General features: G+C 67.0%; 19 protein-coding genes. 8 read left to right on the top strand and 11 right to left on the bottom strand.

What is annotated here, in order from left to right:
• Positions 1–302: 302 nt before the first annotated feature.
• On the bottom strand, positions 303–764 hold the full coding sequence (locus tag EKD16_RS22275; protein ID WP_242677121.1) for a DUF6069 family protein: 462 nt from the start codon (positions 762–764) through the stop codon (positions 303–305).
• A gap of 328 nt (positions 765–1,092) precedes the next feature.
• Here EKD16_RS22275 and EKD16_RS22270 point away from each other — a divergent pair, with 328 nt between their 5' ends.
• Complete coding sequence (locus EKD16_RS22270) at positions 1,093–2,337, top strand: sensor histidine kinase (protein WP_131101095.1); 1,245 nt, start codon at positions 1,093–1,095, stop codon at positions 2,335–2,337.
• Complete coding sequence (locus tag EKD16_RS22265; protein ID WP_207391378.1) at positions 2,334–2,987, top strand: response regulator; 654 nt, start codon at positions 2,334–2,336, stop codon at positions 2,985–2,987. The genes EKD16_RS22270 and EKD16_RS22265 overlap by 4 nt, the downstream gene beginning before the upstream one ends.
• A 41-nt stretch (positions 2,988–3,028) precedes the next feature.
• On the opposite strand, the gene EKD16_RS22260 is transcribed toward EKD16_RS22265, so the two are convergent.
• A complete protein-coding gene (locus EKD16_RS22260) occupies positions 3,029–3,559 on the bottom strand; it encodes a hypothetical protein (protein WP_131101091.1) in 531 nt (176 codons plus the stop codon).
• Between the two features lie 139 nt (positions 3,560–3,698).
• Here EKD16_RS22260 and EKD16_RS22255 point away from each other — a divergent pair, with 139 nt between their 5' ends.
• On the top strand, positions 3,699–4,796 hold the full coding sequence (locus tag EKD16_RS22255; protein WP_131097890.1) for an IS630 family transposase: 1,098 nt from the start codon (positions 3,699–3,701) through the stop codon (positions 4,794–4,796).
• 42 nt (positions 4,797–4,838) lie between these two features.
• Here EKD16_RS22255 and EKD16_RS22250 read toward each other — a convergent pair whose 3' ends face one another.
• Both EKD16_RS22250 and EKD16_RS22245 read right to left on the bottom strand, forming a co-directional pair.
• Positions 4,839–5,951: an ISAs1 family transposase gene (locus tag EKD16_RS22250; protein ID WP_242677120.1), complete on the bottom strand. Its 1,113-nt coding sequence runs from the start codon at positions 5,949–5,951 to the stop codon at positions 4,839–4,841.
• A gap of 131 nt (positions 5,952–6,082) precedes the next feature.
• On the bottom strand, positions 6,083–6,481 hold the full coding sequence (locus tag EKD16_RS22245) for a helix-turn-helix domain-containing protein (RefSeq protein WP_131101089.1): 399 nt from the start codon (positions 6,479–6,481) through the stop codon (positions 6,083–6,085).
• Positions 6,482–6,765: 284 nt separating this feature from the next.
• Between EKD16_RS22245 and EKD16_RS22240 the strand changes: the two genes are divergently transcribed.
• Complete coding sequence (locus EKD16_RS22240) at positions 6,766–7,056, top strand: hypothetical protein (RefSeq protein WP_341351856.1); 291 nt, start codon at positions 6,766–6,768, stop codon at positions 7,054–7,056.
• A gap of 527 nt (positions 7,057–7,583) precedes the next feature.
• Positions 7,584–7,760: a hypothetical protein gene (locus EKD16_RS25530; RefSeq protein WP_165498637.1), complete on the top strand. Its 177-nt coding sequence runs from the start codon at positions 7,584–7,586 to the stop codon at positions 7,758–7,760.
• A gap of 266 nt (positions 7,761–8,026) precedes the next feature.
• On the opposite strand, the gene EKD16_RS22235 is transcribed toward EKD16_RS25530, so the two are convergent.
• The 4 genes from EKD16_RS22235 to EKD16_RS22220 form a co-directional block, all read right to left on the bottom strand.
• Positions 8,027–8,413 (bottom strand): hypothetical protein, encoded by a 387-nt coding sequence (locus tag EKD16_RS22235; protein WP_131101087.1) that lies wholly within the window; start codon positions 8,411–8,413, stop codon positions 8,027–8,029.
• 184 nt (positions 8,414–8,597) lie between these two features.
• Positions 8,598–10,430 carry a DEAD/DEAH box helicase gene (locus EKD16_RS22230; RefSeq protein WP_131101085.1) on the bottom strand — a complete coding sequence of 611 codons (1,833 nt, stop codon included), beginning with the start codon at positions 10,428–10,430 and terminating at the stop codon, positions 8,598–8,600.
• On the bottom strand, positions 10,430–11,872 hold the full coding sequence (locus EKD16_RS22225) for a transcriptional regulator (protein WP_131101083.1): 1,443 nt from the start codon (positions 11,870–11,872) through the stop codon (positions 10,430–10,432). The genes EKD16_RS22230 and EKD16_RS22225 overlap by 1 nt, the downstream gene beginning before the upstream one ends.
• Before the next feature lie 65 nt (positions 11,873–11,937).
• Positions 11,938–12,660, bottom strand: a complete 723-nt coding sequence (locus EKD16_RS22220) for an HNH endonuclease (RefSeq protein ID WP_131101081.1) — start codon at positions 12,658–12,660, stop codon at positions 11,938–11,940.
• Between the two features lie 371 nt (positions 12,661–13,031).
• Between EKD16_RS22220 and EKD16_RS22215 the strand changes: the two genes are divergently transcribed.
• Both EKD16_RS22215 and EKD16_RS22210 read left to right on the top strand, forming a co-directional pair.
• Positions 13,032–13,943, top strand: coding sequence for a hypothetical protein (locus tag EKD16_RS22215; protein WP_131101079.1), 912 nt, complete (start codon positions 13,032–13,034; stop codon positions 13,941–13,943).
• Between the two features lie 234 nt (positions 13,944–14,177).
• Positions 14,178–15,359, top strand: a complete 1,182-nt coding sequence (locus tag EKD16_RS22210) for a DNA cytosine methyltransferase (protein WP_242677119.1) — start codon at positions 14,178–14,180, stop codon at positions 15,357–15,359.
• Here EKD16_RS22210 and EKD16_RS22205 read toward each other — a convergent pair.
• The 3 genes from EKD16_RS22205 to EKD16_RS22195 all read right to left on the bottom strand — a co-directional run bounded on the left by EKD16_RS22205 (position 15,336) and on the right by EKD16_RS22195 (position 16,693).
• Entirely contained in the window at positions 15,336–15,809 is a 474-nt protein-coding gene (locus EKD16_RS22205; protein WP_131101076.1) for a very short patch repair endonuclease, read from the bottom strand. The two genes, EKD16_RS22210 and EKD16_RS22205, sit on opposite strands and share 24 nt — an antisense overlap.
• A gap of 32 nt (positions 15,810–15,841) precedes the next feature.
• Entirely contained in the window at positions 15,842–16,060 is a 219-nt protein-coding gene (locus EKD16_RS22200; protein ID WP_131101074.1) for a hypothetical protein, read from the bottom strand.
• 144 nt (positions 16,061–16,204) lie between these two features.
• Positions 16,205–16,693 (bottom strand): GyrI-like domain-containing protein, encoded by a 489-nt coding sequence (locus tag EKD16_RS22195; protein ID WP_131101072.1) that lies wholly within the window; start codon positions 16,691–16,693, stop codon positions 16,205–16,207.
• A 388-nt stretch (positions 16,694–17,081) separates the two neighbouring features.
• On the opposite strand from EKD16_RS22195, the gene EKD16_RS22190 reads away from it, so the two are divergent.
• On the top strand, positions 17,082–18,107 hold the full coding sequence (locus EKD16_RS22190) for a LacI family DNA-binding transcriptional regulator (RefSeq protein ID WP_131101070.1): 1,026 nt from the start codon (positions 17,082–17,084) through the stop codon (positions 18,105–18,107).
• Positions 18,108–18,293: the final 186 nt, after the last annotated feature.

The following is an 18,293-nucleotide window of genomic DNA, read 5'->3' as shown; positions in this document are numbered from 1 at the left end:
CGCATCCGCCTATCGCGATACCTACGGGGACGGGACGACGGCGTCCCGCCTCCGTAGCTTTGCGAGGGCGGACGCGGTGTCGGGCGTCAGACAGACCTATAGCCAGGCACCCCCTGCCAAACCACCCTGAAAGCCGCCACAACAGAGGCTGCGGCAAATGGGTCGCAGTGAGCGCAGCGAGCGAGACAGCTTGCCGCCGAGCGCACGCCGCACCACACCGTGCCTGAGGCCCGCCACCGGTGGCCGGGCTCCGACCGGGTCGCTGCATGTTGAGGTGGGCGGCGGCGGTGCCGCGCTCAGGCTTATCGGCGGGCGGCCGCCGTCGGTCCCATCACCGGGATCAGCACGGCCGCCGGAACCGCGTGCAGGCCCATGAGGACCAGCATGCTCGCGGTACCGGCGGCCGACACGAGCGGACCCGCCAGCGACAGCACCAGCACAGCGACCGCGGCGACCGTCCAAATCCGCCGCGGGCGCTGCACCGTCCGCTCCAGCACCGCCATCAGCAGCCACGCCGCCGATCCGGCCAGCAGCGCCGCGAACACGACCGAACCCGCGCCGACCGGTTGGACCGCGCCGCCCTTGTAGGCGGTGAGGTCGATCCCGGCGACCGGGGCCGCCACTGCCCAGCAGGCCAGCGACGCGGCGGCCGCTCCGGCCAGCGCGGCCGCGCGGCGTACGGCCGGCCGACGACGCGAGCCGCCGTCGGCCGGGTGCGGGGTGGAGGCGGTCGCGGACTCGGCTCGGCTGACCGGGCTGGACATGGGCTTCTCCTCAGCTGGCAGGTGGCCCATCGGGCCGCTCGGCGCGCCGCCCGGGTCGGGCGGCCCTACGTCGGCGGCCGCGCCTTCGGGGCGCGAGTCCGCCGACGTCCGCCCACCAGACTGGTCGGCCGCACCCCTGGCGCACATCAGGCGCGCGGCTAGCGCGCCCCCTTCCGGAGTCGATGGAAATACCGACTTCGGTAGGTGTCGGCTCTCGACGGGCGCCGGTTAGCCTTGCCCGGTGAACGACGAGGTCAGACCCCATCCGACGGCGGTCGCGGCGCCCGTGCCGACTTGCTCCGGCGCGCCAGGGCCGCGCCCGCTCGCGATGGCCGGCGTGGCCGCCGCCTCCGCCGTCCTGGTCGCCCTGACCATCTGGGGCCGCTACACGTCGCAAACCGCCGCCGCACCGCTGCTGCTGGACATCGCCGTGGGCGCCCTCGCCTGCGTCCTGGCTCCGCTGCTGCTGTGGCGCCCGGTCCCCGTTGCGATCGGTCTGGTGGCGCTGGCGGCGCTGACACCAGCGGTGACACCGCCGGCCACCCTCGCGGCCCTTCAGGTGGCGCACCGCCGCCCGCTGCCGGTCGCGCTCGCGGTCGCCGCGGCCGGCGTCGCGGCCCACGCGGTCCAAGGGCTATGGCAGCCCAACAGCGGGCTCTCCTACGGCTGGTGGCTGGTGCTGATCACCGTCGGGTACGGCGCGATGGTCGGCTGGGGAGCCCTGGCGCGCGCCAACCGCGCCCTCGTCGAGTCGCTGCGGGAGCGTGCGCGGCGCGCCGAGGCCGAGCAGGGGCGCCGGGTCGCCGAGGCCCGCATGGCGGAGCGCACGCGTATGGCCCGCGAGATGCATGACGTGCTCGCGCACCGGCTGTCCCTGCTGGCTACCTACGCCGGCGCGCTGGAGTACCGCCCCGACTCGCCGCCGGAGCGGCTGTCGCGCGCCGCGGGCGTGGTGCGCGCCGGTGTTCACGAGGCGCTGGACGAGCTGCGGGAGGTCATCCTGGTGCTGCGCGATGAGGACGCTGCGCAGGAGCGCGACCACGCCGCGGGGCGCCGGCCCCGCCGGGCCGACATCCCCGACCTGGTCGAGGAGTCCCGCGCGGCGGGCGTGCGGGTGCGGCTGCGCGAGGAGGTCGCCGAGCCCGACGAGTTGCCCGCCTCTGTTGGGCGAACGGCCTACCGGGTCGTGCAGGAAGGGCTGACCAACGCGCGCAAGCACGCGCCCGGCCGCGACGTGGACGTGCACGTGGTGGGGCGGCCGGGCGAGGGGCTGGAGGTCGTCGTGGTGAATGGGGTGGCCGACGCAGCGGGCGATGCAGCGGCCGATGCCGGCGCGGAGGCCGACGCCGGGCCGATTGAGGGCGTGGGCGGAGGAGCGGCAGCGGGTGCCGCCTCGAACGGCGGGGAGCTGGCGCCCGGTAGCGGCGCCGCAACCACCAGCGGCATTGTCGTCGGCAGCGGCACCGGCCTCGTCGGACTCACCGAGCGGGTGCAGCTCGCCGGCGGGCGGCTCGACCACGGCCGCAGCGGCGACCGCTTCCGGCTGCACGCCCGGCTACCCTGGCCCGCATGAGCGGTGCGCTGCGGGTCCTCATCGTCGACGACGACGCCCTCGTCCGCGGCGGACTGACCATGATGCTCGACGGCGTCCACGGCATCTCCGTCGTCGCCGAGGCCGCCGACGGCGACGAGGTCTGCGCAGCAGCCGACAAGCACACCCCCGACGTCGTGCTGATGGACCTGCGCATGCCGCGGGTGGACGGCATCACCGCCACACGCAGACTGCGCGCCCGCCCGCGCCCGCCCGAGGTCGTCGTGCTGACCACCTTCGACACCGACGAGAACATCCTGCACGCCCTGCGTGCCGGAGCGGGCGGCTTCCTGCTCAAGGACACTCCGCCGACGGAGATCGTCGACGCGGTCCGCAAGGTCGCCGCCGGAGACCCGATCCTCTCGCCCCGCATCACCCGTCGCCTCATGGACCGCGCCGCCACCCAAGCCGGCGCCCACGAACGAGCCCGCACCGCCTTGGAGTCCCTGAGCCCCCGGGAACGCGAAGTCGTCCAAGCCGTAGCTGAGGGCCACGCCAACGCCGAAATCGCCGCCCGCCTCTACATGAGCGTCGCGACGGTGAAGGCCCACGTGTCGAGCATCCTCACCAAGCTGGATATGGACAACCGGACTCAGATAGCACTCCTGGCGCACGATGCGGGGTTGGCATGACCGGGTGAAACCATTCGCGGTCTGCGGGCGTGCGAACGCGCCTACGAGAAGGCCCGTGCCTGACTCAGCACCTCCCAGTACTCCCGAGCCCACTCGGTTGCCTTGTGGTCGTCCCGGAGGTCGGCAAGACCCGCGCTCAGATAGTCGACTGCTGCTGTCATATCGCCGAGGGTGAAGTGCGTCAGCCCGATATTCATCCGGAAAAATGTTGGGGTGTACCAGTAGACGGAAGGCGGAGGTTCCGCATCATCCCCCGCCATGTCGTCGATCATGGCTGATGCTTCACCGAGCATGCGCCGCGCGTTCTCCCGCTGCCCCCGTTCCCCATTGCCGTCCGATTCTCGCAGGGACTTAGCTAGGCCCGCGTAGCCCTGTGCAGCTTGCAGTGCATCGAAGGTGCGTTGTGTGTAGTGCGCCCCTGGGGTTTCTCTTGCGGCTACCGCTGCTCGTACTACGCCGGGCCAGTTGCCGCGTTGCCGGGCGACGTAACCGCGGAAGCTGACCGCAAGGGCGGCTGTGACCGGCTCCTGCGCCTCGTCTGCCAGTTCTTCGGCTCGGACGAACAGCCTCACCGCTTCCCGATCGTCCCGGAGGGAAGCGTGGAGCCAGCCGGCGAACCTTACCCACTCGGCGGCAACTCCACGTAGAACTTCCGATTCGTGCGCTAGTGTTCTGCGCCTGAAATCCGTTTCATAAGTGTAGGCTTCGGAGATGGTGAAGACGGGTCGGCCGAAGAAGGCCGAGTTGACGGTGACCGAGGCCGACCGCCGGGAGCTGGTGCGCGGGGCGCGGGCGGCGACCTCGACCCAGGCCTACGCGTTGCGCTGCCGGATTGTCTTGGCATGCGCGGAGCCCGAGGCGTTCAACAAGGACGTGGCCGCCGAGTTGGGGATCTCTGTGCCGACCGTGGCCAAGTGGCGGGGCCGGTTCATCGAGCACGGCCTGGCCGGGCTGGCCGATGAGCCCCGGCCGGGCCGGCCGCCCTCGATCCTGCTCGACCAGGTCCAGCAGGTCGTCGAACTGACCCTGGAGCAGACCCCGCCCGATGCCACCCATTGGTCGCGGGCCTCGATGGCGCGGCGCAGCGGGCTGAGCCGGTCGACCATCGGGCGGATCTGGCGGCACTTCGACCTGAAGCCGCACCGCACCGAGGGCTTCAAGATCTCCACCGACCCGCTGTTCGTGGAGAAGGTGGTCGACGTGGTCGGGCTGTATCACAACCCGCCCGAGCGGGCGGTGGTGCTGTGCGTGGACGAGAAGTCGCAGATGCAGGCCCTGGACCGCTCCCAGCCGGTGCTGCCGATGATGCCGAGTGCGCCCGAACGGGTCACCCACGACTACGTCCGCCACGGCACCACCAGCCTGTTCGCCGCCTTCAACATCGCCGACGGCACCGTCATCACCGAGCTGCACCGCCGGCACCGCGCGGCCGAGTTCAAGAAGTTCCTCATCAGCATCGACAAGGCGGTCCCGGCCGAGTTGGACATCCACTTGGTCTGCGACAACTACGCCACGCACAAGACCCCGCTGATCCACCAGTGGCTGGCCCGCCATCCACGCTTCCATGTGCACTTCACCCCGACCGGTTCCTCCTGGATCAACCAGGTCGAGCGCTGGTTCGGCTATCTCACTGCCCAGCTCACCCGCCGCGGGGTGCACAAGAGCGTGGCCGCGCTGGAGAAGGACGTGCGCGATTGGATCGAGCGGTGGAACACCGAGCCTCGCCCGTTCGTCTGGCGCAAGACCGCCGAAGAGGTCCTCGACTCCCTCGCCAGATATCTGAAACGGATTTCAGGCGCAGAACACTAGCAGGGGTGATTCAAAGTCGTTGATCGTCTCAGTTCTCGCTGGTCAGGCGATCCCGATGAGATCGAGCGGGCGGGTGAAGCACGCGTAGGAGACCCACCGGATCGCATCGGGGATGGTCGGACGCCCCAGCGCGGAGAGCAGCAGCGCGGCCAGGCTGCGCAATGCGGCGAGGTTGGCCGGCCCGTGGCCGCTGCGGACCTTGCAGGAGTCCTCGGCGAAGGTGGTATCGCGGACATGGTGCAGCGCCTCGATCGCCCAGTGGCCGCGCACCAGAGCGCCCAGCCGGGCGGCCCCGGCCCGCTCGGCCCCGAGGCTGGTGACCGCATAAGCGCAGGTCCATGACACCTTTCCGGTGCGCAGGTCGGTGACGTGGCGGCGGATGCGCACCGCTTGAGCCGCGTAGGGGAATCCGAGGCCCTCGATGCTCAGCGCTTTGACGGTGCGGGTCTCGGCCCGGCCGTGGCCCCGGTGGCGGTCGGTGTCGCCTGTGGGGGCCTGTGCCCACGGCAACCTTCTGACCTTGTCAAACAGCGTGGGCTGGTTGCGCTTGATCGTGAGGATGTAGTCGGCTCCGCGCTGCTCGGTGAGATAGCGGGCGGTGGCCCTCTGGGTGTGCAGCGCGTCGGCGGTGACCACGGCCCCGCCGATGTCGAGCGGTCCCAGCAGGTCCTGTACGGCGGCGATCTCGCTGGTCTTGTCGGCCACGGGGACCTGGGCGGCGATGCGGCCGCCGGCATCCAGGGCCGCCAGGACGTGGGCGGCAGCCTGATCGGCGGTGGCCGAGCCGCGCAGGGTCTTGCCGTCGATGGCCAGGGTGTCGGCCACCTCGGGGCGGGCCAGGGCGGCCACGCTCGCGGGTGCTACGGCCAGAAGGACCCGGCGGATGGTGGAGGTGCTGGGCGCGGTGCGCACGCCCAGTTCCGGGTCGGTGATGCGGCAGCCCAGGCGGGTGCGGGTTTGGTGCGGCGTGTTGGCGGCCCACTGGCCGATCGCGCGCAGAGAGCGGGATCCGCACAGCAGTGCGCACAGGGCGACGGCCAGAACGGTGCCGATTTCGTGGCGGATACCGCGTTCGTTGCGCGGGTCGTCCACGGCGGTGAGGCTTTGGGCGAAGTCGCCGATGGCGGGCTGGGGCGTGGCAGACTGGTGGGGCAACGGAGTTCCTGTGGAGCCGGAGAGTGATGTCCCCGCGCTTCTACAGGAGCTCCGTTGTTGTATGTCGGCCGATCGCCGCGATCGTCATGATGCCGTGACCTGGATCATCGCTCCCACCAGATGACTTTGAATCAGCCCTGGTGCGCTAGGGGTTCAACATTCTCGAGTTGGGCGAGGGTCGGGGCAAGCACAGCCGCCGATCCCACGGCATCGTCAAGCCGCCGTTGCGCGGCCAGAACCGTCGCGAAGCTAGCCACCGTCTCAGTATCAACGCGGGACGGTGTCGGCCTGGTATGCGGTAGGTGCTCACGGTCAGGCGCCACAGCAGTGCCGAGTTGGATGAGAGCGCCTTCTGCCCCCAGCGCCTCATCCAGGAGTTGGGCAAGCTCGGCCGAAGGGCGCTTTTTTCCTGATATGACCCGAGAAAGGTAACCCGCATCGTAGTGCACCTGACGGGCGAGTTCTCGCAGGGACCAGCCGCGGACATCCATGGCGCGGCGAACGATGTTCCCGAATTGGGTATCGGTCATGGGGCTGAGCTCCAGTGAGTGTTGACCGTTGTCCTTCAAGAGTAGGCAACAAGGTCACACTTTCGCGCGGTTTTGTTTTCATGAATTCTGGCTGGCAGAAGAGACCCCCGCGACGCGGCCAGGCGTCCGGGGGCGTGGCCACCAGCTATACAGGAGCTCGAGCGGTTCGGCGACGGACTCGACGGCGTCCGGGAATCCATCAGCGGACCGCTGCACGAGCTGATCGCAGTCCGCCCGGACCTCGCCCAGGCGCCCGTCCCCATGGCCGGGGCGAGGTGAGCGCCGTGTCCGAGCGGAACGCCTATACGGCCCTACTGGCGATGCTCCAGACCCGATACGGCGCAACGTGGAGCATCCGCCGCACCGAGAACCTGTGGATCGCCACCGCCAACGACCCCGACGCCGACCACGCGCCCACAGTCGTCCATCCCGATGTCGAGGCATTCGTCCGCGAACTGGAGGAGCCTCCCGCGCGGGCCTGCCGCCCGTCGCTGCTGTCGTCGTCGTGGTTCGCATCCCACTTCGATCAGGCCGGCGACGGAGCATACGTCTCCCGCCGACCACCCCAGATGTAGTGACGCCGCGCGTCGAGAGCCTTCCCCATCGCTCTCGGCGCGCGGCCGTTTACCCGTGTTCCACGGCGCCATTGCGTAGCGGTGTGGAAACCATGATGCTGAGGGGCCATGAGCGAAGACCCCCGAGCCCCGACGGGACGGTGGCCTGGACCGTCGAGCGGACGCGAACGGTGGTTGCGCGTGCCATCACCGCGATCGATCCGTCCGGCGGAGCCGTCGACACGTCACAGCCTCCGGGCGGTGCCTCTGGTCCCCACGGTGGCCCTGTACCTGGGGGAGCGCCCCCGCAGGCAGGGCCGCCGCCGACCGCTGTCCCGCAACCGTGGGACCCGGCGCAGCGTGGACACGGGGGACCCCCAGGACCCCCACCGGGAATGCCACGTCCTCCGGAAAGCCACGGCCCTCCGAAGAAGCGGAGCCGGTCCACTGCGCGGACGGCGACCGAAACGGCGAGGGCGAGGTATCTCCGGGTCGGACTGGAGGTGTCCCTGCAACGGCTGGGCGACGCCCCCACCAGCCACGATTAGTTGCTTCTACTGCAAGAGATGTCGGAAATCCTGACTACGCAACTGTCCGAGCAGCGCCACTCGGCACAAGAGGCCCAGACCGAGGTACGCCGAGCGCGCTGGATCGCCGTGACGAGTGTCATCGTCGGAATCGTGGGGATGGCTTTCGGGCTTGTGGAGGTTCTGCTGTCTCTGTGAGGGGCAAAACCGGTGTGTTCATGGTGCGGGTGGAAATGTCCAGAGGCAAGGCCGCCAGCTCCGCACGTACGGGCACGGTCGTCGCGAGGGCAGAATCTTTGGGGCCCTGATCACCAGAACGATCCATGCCCCTATCCCATCTTCGTTGGACGAGGCCGCCCAGCACCATCGAACCCCGATCGTCCTCGCTCACTTCCCGCTGGCAAGAAGAAACCAGGGTAAAGGCGTTAATGCTGGGCTTCCGGCGAACTGATATCCCAGAGCGGTTACCCGTGGGGAGAGTTGAGGATTTGACGGATACGTTTCAATTTTCCGCCTGCGTCGCTACTATCTGCTACCAGGTCCTGTAGTAGCGTGTCCCCACGGTAGGAAGGGCTTAGGACCGCTGCGACTATTTCCCCAATACGGCTATCCAAGGCGTATAGCCGAACTTCCTCGTTCTGGTTACCGGGGAGTTCCTGCGGGAGGTGGCCAACCCCGACTGCATAGAGACTTGAACTGATTTCCTTGCGGATGTTCCCGGAGAGCTTCTTCCATCCGGTGAGGTTGCGCAGGTCGACCATATAAGCGTGTCCATACCCGTTTCCTGCGCGGAGGGTATCAGCGACGTCATTGAAGTCGTTGACGTCCTTACCGTTCAATTTGAAGATCATGCCCGCTCATTCTACCTGCACTGGGGGAGCTAGTTCTGGCATTCTTCCATGAGACTGCGCCTCGGCGGAGGCAAAGGAGTTACGTTTTTGCAACAGAAGACTTACACAGCACAAGGCGAGGGCGCTGGGTTTGCGCCGACATACACAATGTAGTGGCTGGGGCGACGCCGCTGCCATCTGGAGATTACCCCTTGGACGAAACGGATGCCGCATGGGCCATCAATACCTGGACATCCCGGTCGGTCATGCCATCGGCATAAGACACTTCCTCATACGGGTCTGCCAAGGCCTGCACGCCAGGGTCATCGAGGATTTGTCCCATGAACTCGAGTTTTCCCGCTAGGCGCTCTGCCACGACCTCATCGACTGTTCCGTTCGCTACAAGCAGTGTCACGTTCGTTTCCGCATCGGGCGGCAGGCCGAGACGGTGGATCCGGTCGAGGCTCTGCAGAAACCGTCCAGCTATGAAGTCACGGTCGATGTACACGGCGTCGTGGCAGTGGTGGTGGAGGTTGATGCCTTCGCCCAGGGTCGCCGGATTGGAGAGGAGGACCCAGCAGTCCGGATCGGTGCGGAACTGGGCGAGCTGCACCTCGCGGTCGGTAACTCCGCCGTGTACCAGAGCGGGGTTGTACTCGGCGAGGAGCCGGCCAGCGGTAGTGAGATTGCGAATGAAGGTCGACCAGACAAGCGTCTTCTTTCCTTCCTGCCGGTTTTTGGAGACAATCCGAAGCAGCTCCTTGTACTTCGGGGACATCTCGTACTGGGGAAGCCGATGGAGCAGTGAGAGAAGTGACGCGTTCTCGTCAGGGTCGAGAGCGGGAACCTGGTGCTCGAGCGGCTCATATCGCGTTGTTCCTTCGGCCAGCAGCGCTGGGCTGGTGGCTGCCATGATCAGTTGGAGAGTCGACCTGCCGATGGAGTCAAGGTCGGACTGCGAAGCGGCGGCGCGCTGGGAGAACTGGCCGCACAGCGCGGCGTAGATTTCGTTGTGCAACGGGGGCAGTTCCACCCGCGCGACCTTGAAGTCGACCTTCGGCAGACCGAGTTCAGCTTTAGTGGTTCGCGAGAAGAGCGGGCGCAGTACCCGGCTCGCGTGTGCGAGGTCGCCACCCGCGACCGCATGCTGCACCTTCCGCCGCCCCTGCCCCGGCCAGACGAACGACATGAGGTTCTCAAGGTCTTTCGCTCCGTTCGGGGCGGGCGTTCCTGTCAGGATCATTCGGCACCGCGCTAGCGGGCCGAGTTCCATGCAGGCGGCGCCGTATGCTCCCTTCAGCCCCAGCTTCATACGGTGGGCCTCGTCGAGCACGATCATCGACGGAGCGGCACTGAGCCACCCTGCCAGCATTTCGGCCATTCGCGGCAGGCGCTCGTAGTTGACAACGAGGATCTCAGCCTGGGCAAGCAGCCCCCCGCTGTCGACGAAAGCAACCTTCGGGCTGTTTTCGAAGCACAGATCGGCCTCCGCTGCCCAGGACTCGAAGGCCGACTTCGGAGCAACGACCAAGGCACGCCGGATCTTGCCTTCCTCGCGCCGGGCGGCATAGATAGCCAGCGCGACCCGCGTTTTTCCAGCGCCGGGAACGCTGAAGTTGGCGGCGTGGCTCGCGGCGAGCAGTTGGGCGATGTCCCGGCGCTGGAACGACGTCAGGTCAGCGCGCCAGCCCGCGCCGAGGAAGCCGCCGACCTCCTCCTGAGCGACAGTTGGCCCGGAGGTGCCGTCGGCAAGCCGCGCGGCAGCCTCCTGGGCGTATGCGAGCTCCTCTTGGACCAGTTCCGCAAGCGTCGGCTCCCACTCGACGCCTGCGGGGTCGGGCCACGCGGCGAGAGTCTCGATTCCAGCAAGGAATTCATCGATTGGGATCTCGAGCGCACACGGGGCCGGACGGCCGGCACCGGGAAACTTGAGCGCAAGGCGGGCGAGGGCGGTCTTGCGCTCCTCGCTCGCCTCTAGCAGTACACCTGTGCGAGTGGCGTTGAACAGCAGCCGTAGGGATGCCTTCGCGGCAGGCATCAGGAGTTGCCCTTCTTCATCGCGTCGAGCAGCCACTCCACCCCGTCGCCCGCTTCGCTGCTGAGCTTCGACGCATGCCTCGCAAGCTGGTGGAGACTGTCCCGCAGGTCCATAAGTGCGTCATCGAAAGCCTCAACATCGAGGGCCTGCTTCGCCCGCGACTGCACCAGTTCGTGGCTGCATTGGCGGATCTCTTCCGCAGCAGTCGTTACGCGTTCGGCTGTCGCTCGCTCCTGCTTTTTGACGCGTGCGTTCGAGCCGGCCAGCTTGAGCGAGCTTTTCATCGCCTCCTTGACTTCGTCCAAGCGCTGGGCAGCAGCCGGGTCACCTTCACCGAGCGTGGAGCCGCCAGCTCGGGCCTTGGCTTGGAGTAGCACGTCGGTCAGCCGCCGTGCGGCTGCGTGCCCAGTGCTCTGAGGTCCAGAAGCAGGGGCTACGGACGTCCCCAGGCCGGGGATTTGAACGCTTGCCGCGGGGCTCTCCTCTTCCTCTTGAGCTAGTTCCTCTCTCACGGGTTCGGACAAATGACGCTCCAGATAGCGACGGTGGAAGTCGTCCTCAACCAACCGCAGATCCGTTTTCGAGAACTTCAGCACCAACGCGGAAAGCCGGTATTCTTTCATAGCTTCAGCGGCATCGGGGTCCGTCCGACGAAGCTCGTCGTACTTCCGGTGCAGCTCCCGAAGCTTTTCCTGGTCTTCCTCGAAGTCCATCAACCGCAGCGACTGCTTGCCGATCCGGCTGCGATCGATCAGGTCGCGGAGTTCGTTCAGAACCCACAGGTCCCGGAGGACCGTCTTCCTCTGGACGCGGAACATTCGGGCGATCTGCTCAGGCGCGCGCCCTCCGTCGTGCAGCTCCTCGTAAGCGAGCAGCCTGTTGATGTAGGTGTAGTCCCGGCGCTGGTCGAGCCGCATCTGCAAGTTCAGCTCGACCGCCGAGACGTCCTTCCACGTCGCGGATTCCGGAAGCACACCAACGCGCATGGTCTGCTTGCCTAGCTCCTTGAGCGCGACAGCCCGGGTGTTTCCGTCGACAAGAACGCCCCACCTGGTGATGAGGCCGGCGTCGTTCTGACCTTCCTTGTCGAGGTTCTCCTTGAGGTCGTTGAATTCAGGGTCGGGCACAGTCGGGTTGGCAGGTGTCGCCGCCAGCAGTCTCCGCAGGTAACCCTGGCCGACTGCGCCCCAGGGGTTGTCCCGCAGCTCTTGGTCCATGTCGGGCTCGAGATCGCGCTGAGCCTTGACGCGGTGGGTCCCCGGATTCAAGAACAGCGAGTCGAGCTCGATATCGATAATCTCGACCGGCATCTGCTTGTCTCTGAAATTTACCGTGAACGTCTCGCGCAGCCCTTGCTTGGATCGCTCCGCGATCCGCTCCTCAACGATCCTGCTGGTGGCCGCGCCTTCCGGCGGCGTTCCAAAATCCTCGTGTGAAGCCAATTTATTTCCCTCACGTCTCCTATGGCACCGGCCGGAACCGGCATACTCCTGGTGGGCTCGGGTGCCTATCCGATGGGAGTTCCGCCGCTGCCACCACGGAGGATGGCCTCTTTAGCCTCCGCGCGGGATTCTGGCGGAAGGGACTGGAGGTCCCCCCAGAGCAGTTCCAGCTTGCTGAACTCGCGTTCGCCGGCTGCTACCCATGCACGGAAGATCTCGTTCTCGATCCCCTTCAGGCTGCCTGCCCGCTGGATCACGTAGCCGGGATCGGCTGTGACCGCCCGGCCTCCGATCCGGCAGCGGTCGCACTCGGTGACAAGCTCAACGGTGGATCCGCCTTCAGCGGAGGACACTTTCCGGCGCGCGATCGTGAGCTGGGCGTTCGAGAACTCGTCGTCGGCATAGGCGTCGCCCGCGACGATGCCGCACGACTGGCACATGTGGCCGTCCCGTTCCATCACGCGGCGCCGCTCGGCGGCAGATACGGCCGCTCCCTGGTTGAGCGTCGCCTGCCCGGCTTCCCACACCGGCCTTCCTTCCTTGACGAAGCGCTGCTCATTGGCCTCGAGCGCGGGCTCTTCCTTGCTTGTATTGATGACCCAGCCGTGCTTCCGGAGCTCGCGGACGCGCCGATCGATCTGGGTCTTGTCAGGAAAGGCTGCCCTCAGGCCTTCCTTGGTGAAGATGTTTCCTTCCCCCACCTCCTGGACCAGCCAAAGGGCAGCCGACTTCATGGATCCCTGCAGGTCTCGCCAAGAAATATCCAACGCTCGGACCTCCTGTTTCATCGGAGCATCACTGCTTGCACGGAGACGATCCTTCGTGCCGGACCGGGCTCGCCGACGCATGTACCGCATACCTGGATGAGCGCATCGGGGGCCCGGCAAGAGTCGCCTGTTCGGCGCGTGCTGCCGACTCTAGAGCCTATGGCGTTGGAAATTCCAGGAGGAACTGTCTCAGATAACCGAGACACTCCCTGAACAGTGCAGAACGGCCTATATTGGGACATATGGGGCAGTCCTGGAGGTGTTTATTGCATGATCGTTGGATTGTTGAACAATAAGTCTCCAGATATTCCTATACTTGCGTTCGGTGGTACTACAATGCGCGGGTCTGGGATGTTTTATCCACTCCCCACCTCATGCTTAGGAGACCTCCCGTGGCAAGTCGTGAGGCTGTCCCGCAGGCCTGTGGAAGACCAGAAGCCGCATCGTTCATCGAGGCGATGAAGGAGGTGGCGCGCGTCCTCCAGTGTTCGGGCTACCGGAGCAAGGAGATAGCTACGCTGACGAATACCTCCAGACCCGGCTACTACAAGCGCATGGGGCTCAGGCAGACTCCTTCGGCCGTCTTCCTTTGGCGGCTCTACCGCGAAGCCCGCTATGGCGCTGACCTGGAGAGCAAACCCGGACGCAGTTTCGGCAGCCTGGCCCTGCTGCTCTTCGAGTGGAGCTGTACTGAGGTGCGCGGAAAGCTCGTGGCTGAGCTGCGCAAGGAGAAGAGGGATCTGGAGCGCGAAGCTTCAGGCGCCCCGCAGCAGGCCGACGCTGCGCGCCAGCTTGCTGAACTTGAGCAGGCAATCGAGGACTTGGAGCGCGGGCATACCGCCGATGCCAGCGCCGTTCCCACCGGAGTACGGGCCGGCGCGGAATCCTCGGAGCGAGTTGAGTCAGTGGCGGGGGACAGCGAGGTGATGGTTGCGCCGGTCCCCCCAGCCGAGGGGGACCGGCGCAACCAAAGCGCCGCCGACCTTGTCGGAGCGGTTCCGACTGCTGATGAGCGAGCCGACATCGATACCGCGCGGGGACACTGGCGCGCCGGCCGGCTGCCTGACGCGCTCCTTGTAGCACGGGCTATCGCGACCGGACACTCGGCGGAGTCCTTGCTGGCTTTTGTCGACTCGTGCAAGGCAGAGTGTGCGGAGAGCCTCCTCGAAAGCTTCCTTGCCGATGTTGCTTGGAGTGCGGAGGCAGACACCGGCCGTGCATTGAAGACCGTGCGCCTGTTCCTTGACGCCGGCTACCGCCACGAAGCGATCTCAATCGAGGCAGACGTGTCATCCGGCTCCTAGTTGAGCTGACCCTGTTCACTGAGATTCCCCACCCGGCGAGCATGTAGGCGCCGGTAGCATCGACGCCGCATGCTCATGTGGCTCTGTGGCATCAGCGGGATGCTGGGAGCACCGAGTCAAGACTTGATCGCAGCGTGCGGGTGCGTCAGGATCAACGGATCAGTCGAAGCAATGTTCGAGTGGCTGGACCGGCTTCCTGGCGGAAGCCCAGCACTAGCTTCAGAGAGGCATCGGGTGGCCGGCAGCGACCAGGAGGAGTACACGTCGATTGAGATCTGCGCTGGGGCAGGTGGGCAGGCCCTGGGGCTCGAGCAGGCTGGGTTCCACCATAAAGCTCTGATCGAGGTCGACAGCCACGCCTGCGAGACACTGCGGCGCAATGCAGAGCTGCGTGCCTGGGGCGAGCCAGAGAAGCTGGTTCTAAGGGAGGACCTCACTGAGTTCGGCGGTGCCGAGCTTCTTGCCCAGGGCTATGCTCAGCCGGGGGAGTTGGCGCTGCTGGCTGGCGGAGTCCCTTGCCCGCCGTTTTCGTTCGCCGGCAAGAGGCTCGGTCGCAATGATGAGCGGGACCTATTCCCCGCGATGCTCAAACTGGTCGAGTCATTGCAGCCGCGTGCTGTGATGATTGAGAACGTTCGCGGGCTGCTGGAGCCGGCCGACAAGTTCGCCGACTATCGTGTATACATTGAAAAGCAGCTTGAGGGCATGGGGTATACCGTCCTGGGGTGGGAGGTACTCGAGGCCAAGGAGTTCGAGGTTCCCCAGCTCAGGCCGAGAGCGGTCCTCGTTGCCATGCGGGATGAAGAAGCCCCTTACTTCAAGCCGATTCGCTTGCAGGACTTCTCCACCCGGACTGTGCTTGCTGTGCTGGAGGACTCCATGCGGGAGCGCTTCAAGCGTGCGAAGGCTGTGGTTCCGAAGAGGCAAGCCGATGCCGCCTTCGAGAAGTGGAAGCAGCAGGCGGCGGAGAAGGGGACTGTAGCCCCGACCCTAGTCGGCGGGTCTAAAAAGCACGGCGGAGCGGATCTCGGTCCGACTCGGGCGAAAAAGGCATGGGCCGAATTGGGGATTGACGCCAACGGCGTGGCCAATGACCCGGAGATGATGGTCGATGCCGAACGCGACTTGCTCGGCCCTGTTGGCCCGAAGCTCACGGTTCAGCAAGCGGCGCTGATTCAAGGTTTCCCAGAGGACTACTTCTTCAGCGGCGGGAAGACGGCCCGCTACCGGCAGGTCGGCAACGCATTCCCGCCGCCGGTGGCTTGCGCCGTCGCAGAAGCCGTCTACGCCGCGCTTCATGCCTACGACAATCGTGACGGGAGCGCGATTGATGCTCCGCAGCGGCGGCTGGTTTGCCGGGAGGAGCCAGGTCAGGCTGGCGGAACCAGACAACTACAGCAGGTTCTTGCGTTCTAGGACGCTTTCGCAGACGGTGCGCGCACACTCCTCAGGCGCCTGGTGTTCCCAGAACCGGAGCACCAGCCAGCCCTCGCCCTCCAAACGTGCGTCCGTATCGCGGTCCCGGGCCATGTTCCCGCCGATCTTCTGCTCCCAGTACTCAGGGTTCGTCTTCGGCGGCACAAAATGCTCTGGGCATCCGTGCCAGAAGCAGCCATCGATGAACACAGCGACCCGTGTCGGCCGGAATACCATGTCCGCCGTGCGCCGCATCTTTGCCAGGGGCTTGGCGGCGACCCGATAGCGCAGTCCCTCAGCGTGGACGAGCCTGCGAAGTTGAACCTCCGGCCGGGTGTTCTTGTTCCGGTTGCCCAGCATGCTCCGCCGGTTCGCTGCCGAAGAAGCCCACGAGCCCTTGGGGGGTGCCCAGTCAGACTCCGCCTCCGACTGATCGTTGAACGCGCCCATGCCAGGCGAGTGTAGAGGGCGCACGCGCCGGTTCAGTATCCGCGTCCGGGCCGCAGGCCTTGTGCCCAGCGCTGGATGCCCCATTCCAGATCCATCTCAGTCCCGGGAAGCGGCATCGGAGTGCCGGCGATTCCTGCCAGGCAGGCGAACCAGGAGGCGTACTCGGCGGCGTCGGCGGGATCGAGCGCCGCCGCACCGGAGCCGGGGACGGAAGCGGCGCTGGAGGAGGAAGCGGAAGCGGCCTCGGTCATGATTCCATCACCGACGCTCTTCGATGCTTCCTTCCATCGATGTGCGGCGCCCGGTGCGCGCCGATCCGCCGCGGCGACCGCGCCCGGAACCGTTCCCGGCGCGGACCGGTCCGCACGGCGATCGCCGCCCCGGCCCCGTCCGGCTCAGTCGAGTAGCGGCACGTTCAACTCCACCCGCAGGTCATCCGGGTTCATGTCCGGCGACGGCTCGGTTACGTAGACCTCCCACTGGAACGACCGCGCGGTCAAGCCCTGCTCCTCGACCCACCTGTGCAGCCGGTTCCACGAGGCGGGCAGGCCGTCGAAGGCTCCCGCGTGGGTCATTCGGGCGACGCGGCCGGCGGGCAGCGTGCTCGCCGCGACGTCGTCCTTCTGCTCCACCTGGCGGTCGACAGGGAAGCCGACCTCGATGTCGAGCGGGTCTTCGAAGTTTCCGTGGTACAGGCCGAACGCGGGACCGGTGATGTTCGCGCCCTGGGCCGCGATCGCCGGTGCCAGCATGCCGAACGAGTGGTCGAAGAAGTTCGCCAGGTCCTTCTGCTCGACGGTGGCCCGGAGGACTGCGGTGGTGGACGGCTGGGCCGAGACGAGGCGCGGTTCGTACTCGCTCGCGTCGGTGGCGGGCTGCTGCATGGTGGGTTCCTTCCGTTGGGTGGGAGTGGCGTATGCGGTGGACGCTGTTTGCGGGGCCGGATCCGGCCTCGGCGCCGGCCCCGGACCGAGCTGGTACAGGGCTCGAAGGCCGCAAGCCGCAGCCGTCCCCAACGCCAATGCAGACTCCCGTGGCGCCCGCGACTCATCGGTCGGCGGTCGACGCTCTCATCTTCCTCATCGTGCCCGCCGCGGAGCCGAATGTGGCCGACCGCCCCGCGGATCGGGTCCGGCCCCCGACACTGCCCCTCCCCGCGCCCGCTCATACCCCTCCGTCACTACCTTTCCCCGCCTTCCCGGCCTGCGCTCCTGCGCCGCGCACCCGCCGCGCGAGCGGACGGGGGGCGCGGGCGGACTACCATTTGTCCCCATGACGGCCGGAAGGACGGGACGCAAGCGCCCCACGATCAGCGACGTCGCCAAGCGTGCTGGGGTGACCAAGGGCGCGGTGTCCCGCGCGCTCAACAACGGGACCGGTGTCAGCTCCGGTACCCGCGAGCGCATCCGCCAGGCCGCCGTGGAGCTGGGCTGGAGCCCGAGCTACGCCGCGCGCGCCCTCAACGGCAAGCCGCTGGGCACGATCGGCCTGGTCGTGCGCCGCCCGCCGGAGATTCTCGACTTCGACGCGTTCTTCGCCTCGTTCCTCTCCGGAATCGAGTCGGTGCTCTCCGGCGAGGAGCACGCCACGGTGATCAGATTCGTGCCCGATGCGCACACCGAGGCCGCCACCTACGAGCGGCTGTTCAACGACCGCTTCGTCGACGGCTTCCTCGTCACCGACCTGCGGGTGGACGACGAGCGCCCGGCGATGCTGCGCCGCCTGGGCGCGCCGGCGGTGGTCGTCGGGGCGCCCGAGGGCTCGTCGGACTTCCCGACCATCACCAACGACTCCGAGGACGCCATACGCGGGCTGGTGCGCCATCTGGTCGCCGGCGGCCACCGCCGCATCGCCCACGTCCAGGGCGACCCCGGGATGCTGCACGCGCTCCAGCGCCGGTGGCACTGGGAGAAGGCGGCGCGCGACGCGGGAGTGGATCCGGGGCCGGTGGAGTACGGCAGCTACACCATCGAGGGCGGCGCGCAGGCCACCGAGCGCATTCTCGCTCTGCCCGAACGCCCCACGGCGATCTTCTACGGCAGCGACCTGATGGCCATCGGCGGCTACTCGGTCCTCGGCGACGCCGGTCTGAGCATCCCCGGCGACATGGCCGTGGCGGGCTTCGACGACATCGCGCTGGCCTCGTTCACGTCGCCGCCGCTGACGACGGTGCGCAGCAAGCACCGCGCGCTGGGTAGTGCGGGCGCCCGCCTGCTGCTGGACATGCTCAAGGGCCAGGAGGCTCCGGCGTCGACGACACTCGGCGGCGAGCTGCAGATCAGAGAATCTGCAGGGTAACGACTCTATAACCCCCTCTCCTGTACGTGCGTGATTTCTCCTACACTCACGCGGTAAGCCGGTTTACTTGCCTCTGGGTGCTCCGGTGGCCGTCGGCGTACGCGATAGCACCGGCCCCACCAACCCCATCCCACCGCAGCGACAGCCGGCAGTCAGGTAAACGGCCCCATCGGTCCTGTCACCGCC

The sequence above is a fragment of the Streptomonospora litoralis genome, assembly GCF_004323735.1.
GTDB lineage: Bacteria > Actinomycetota > Actinomycetes > Streptosporangiales > Streptosporangiaceae > Streptomonospora > Streptomonospora litoralis.
The sequence above is the reverse complement of the archived record's forward strand: the minus strand, read 5'-3'. Positions and strand labels throughout refer to the sequence as shown.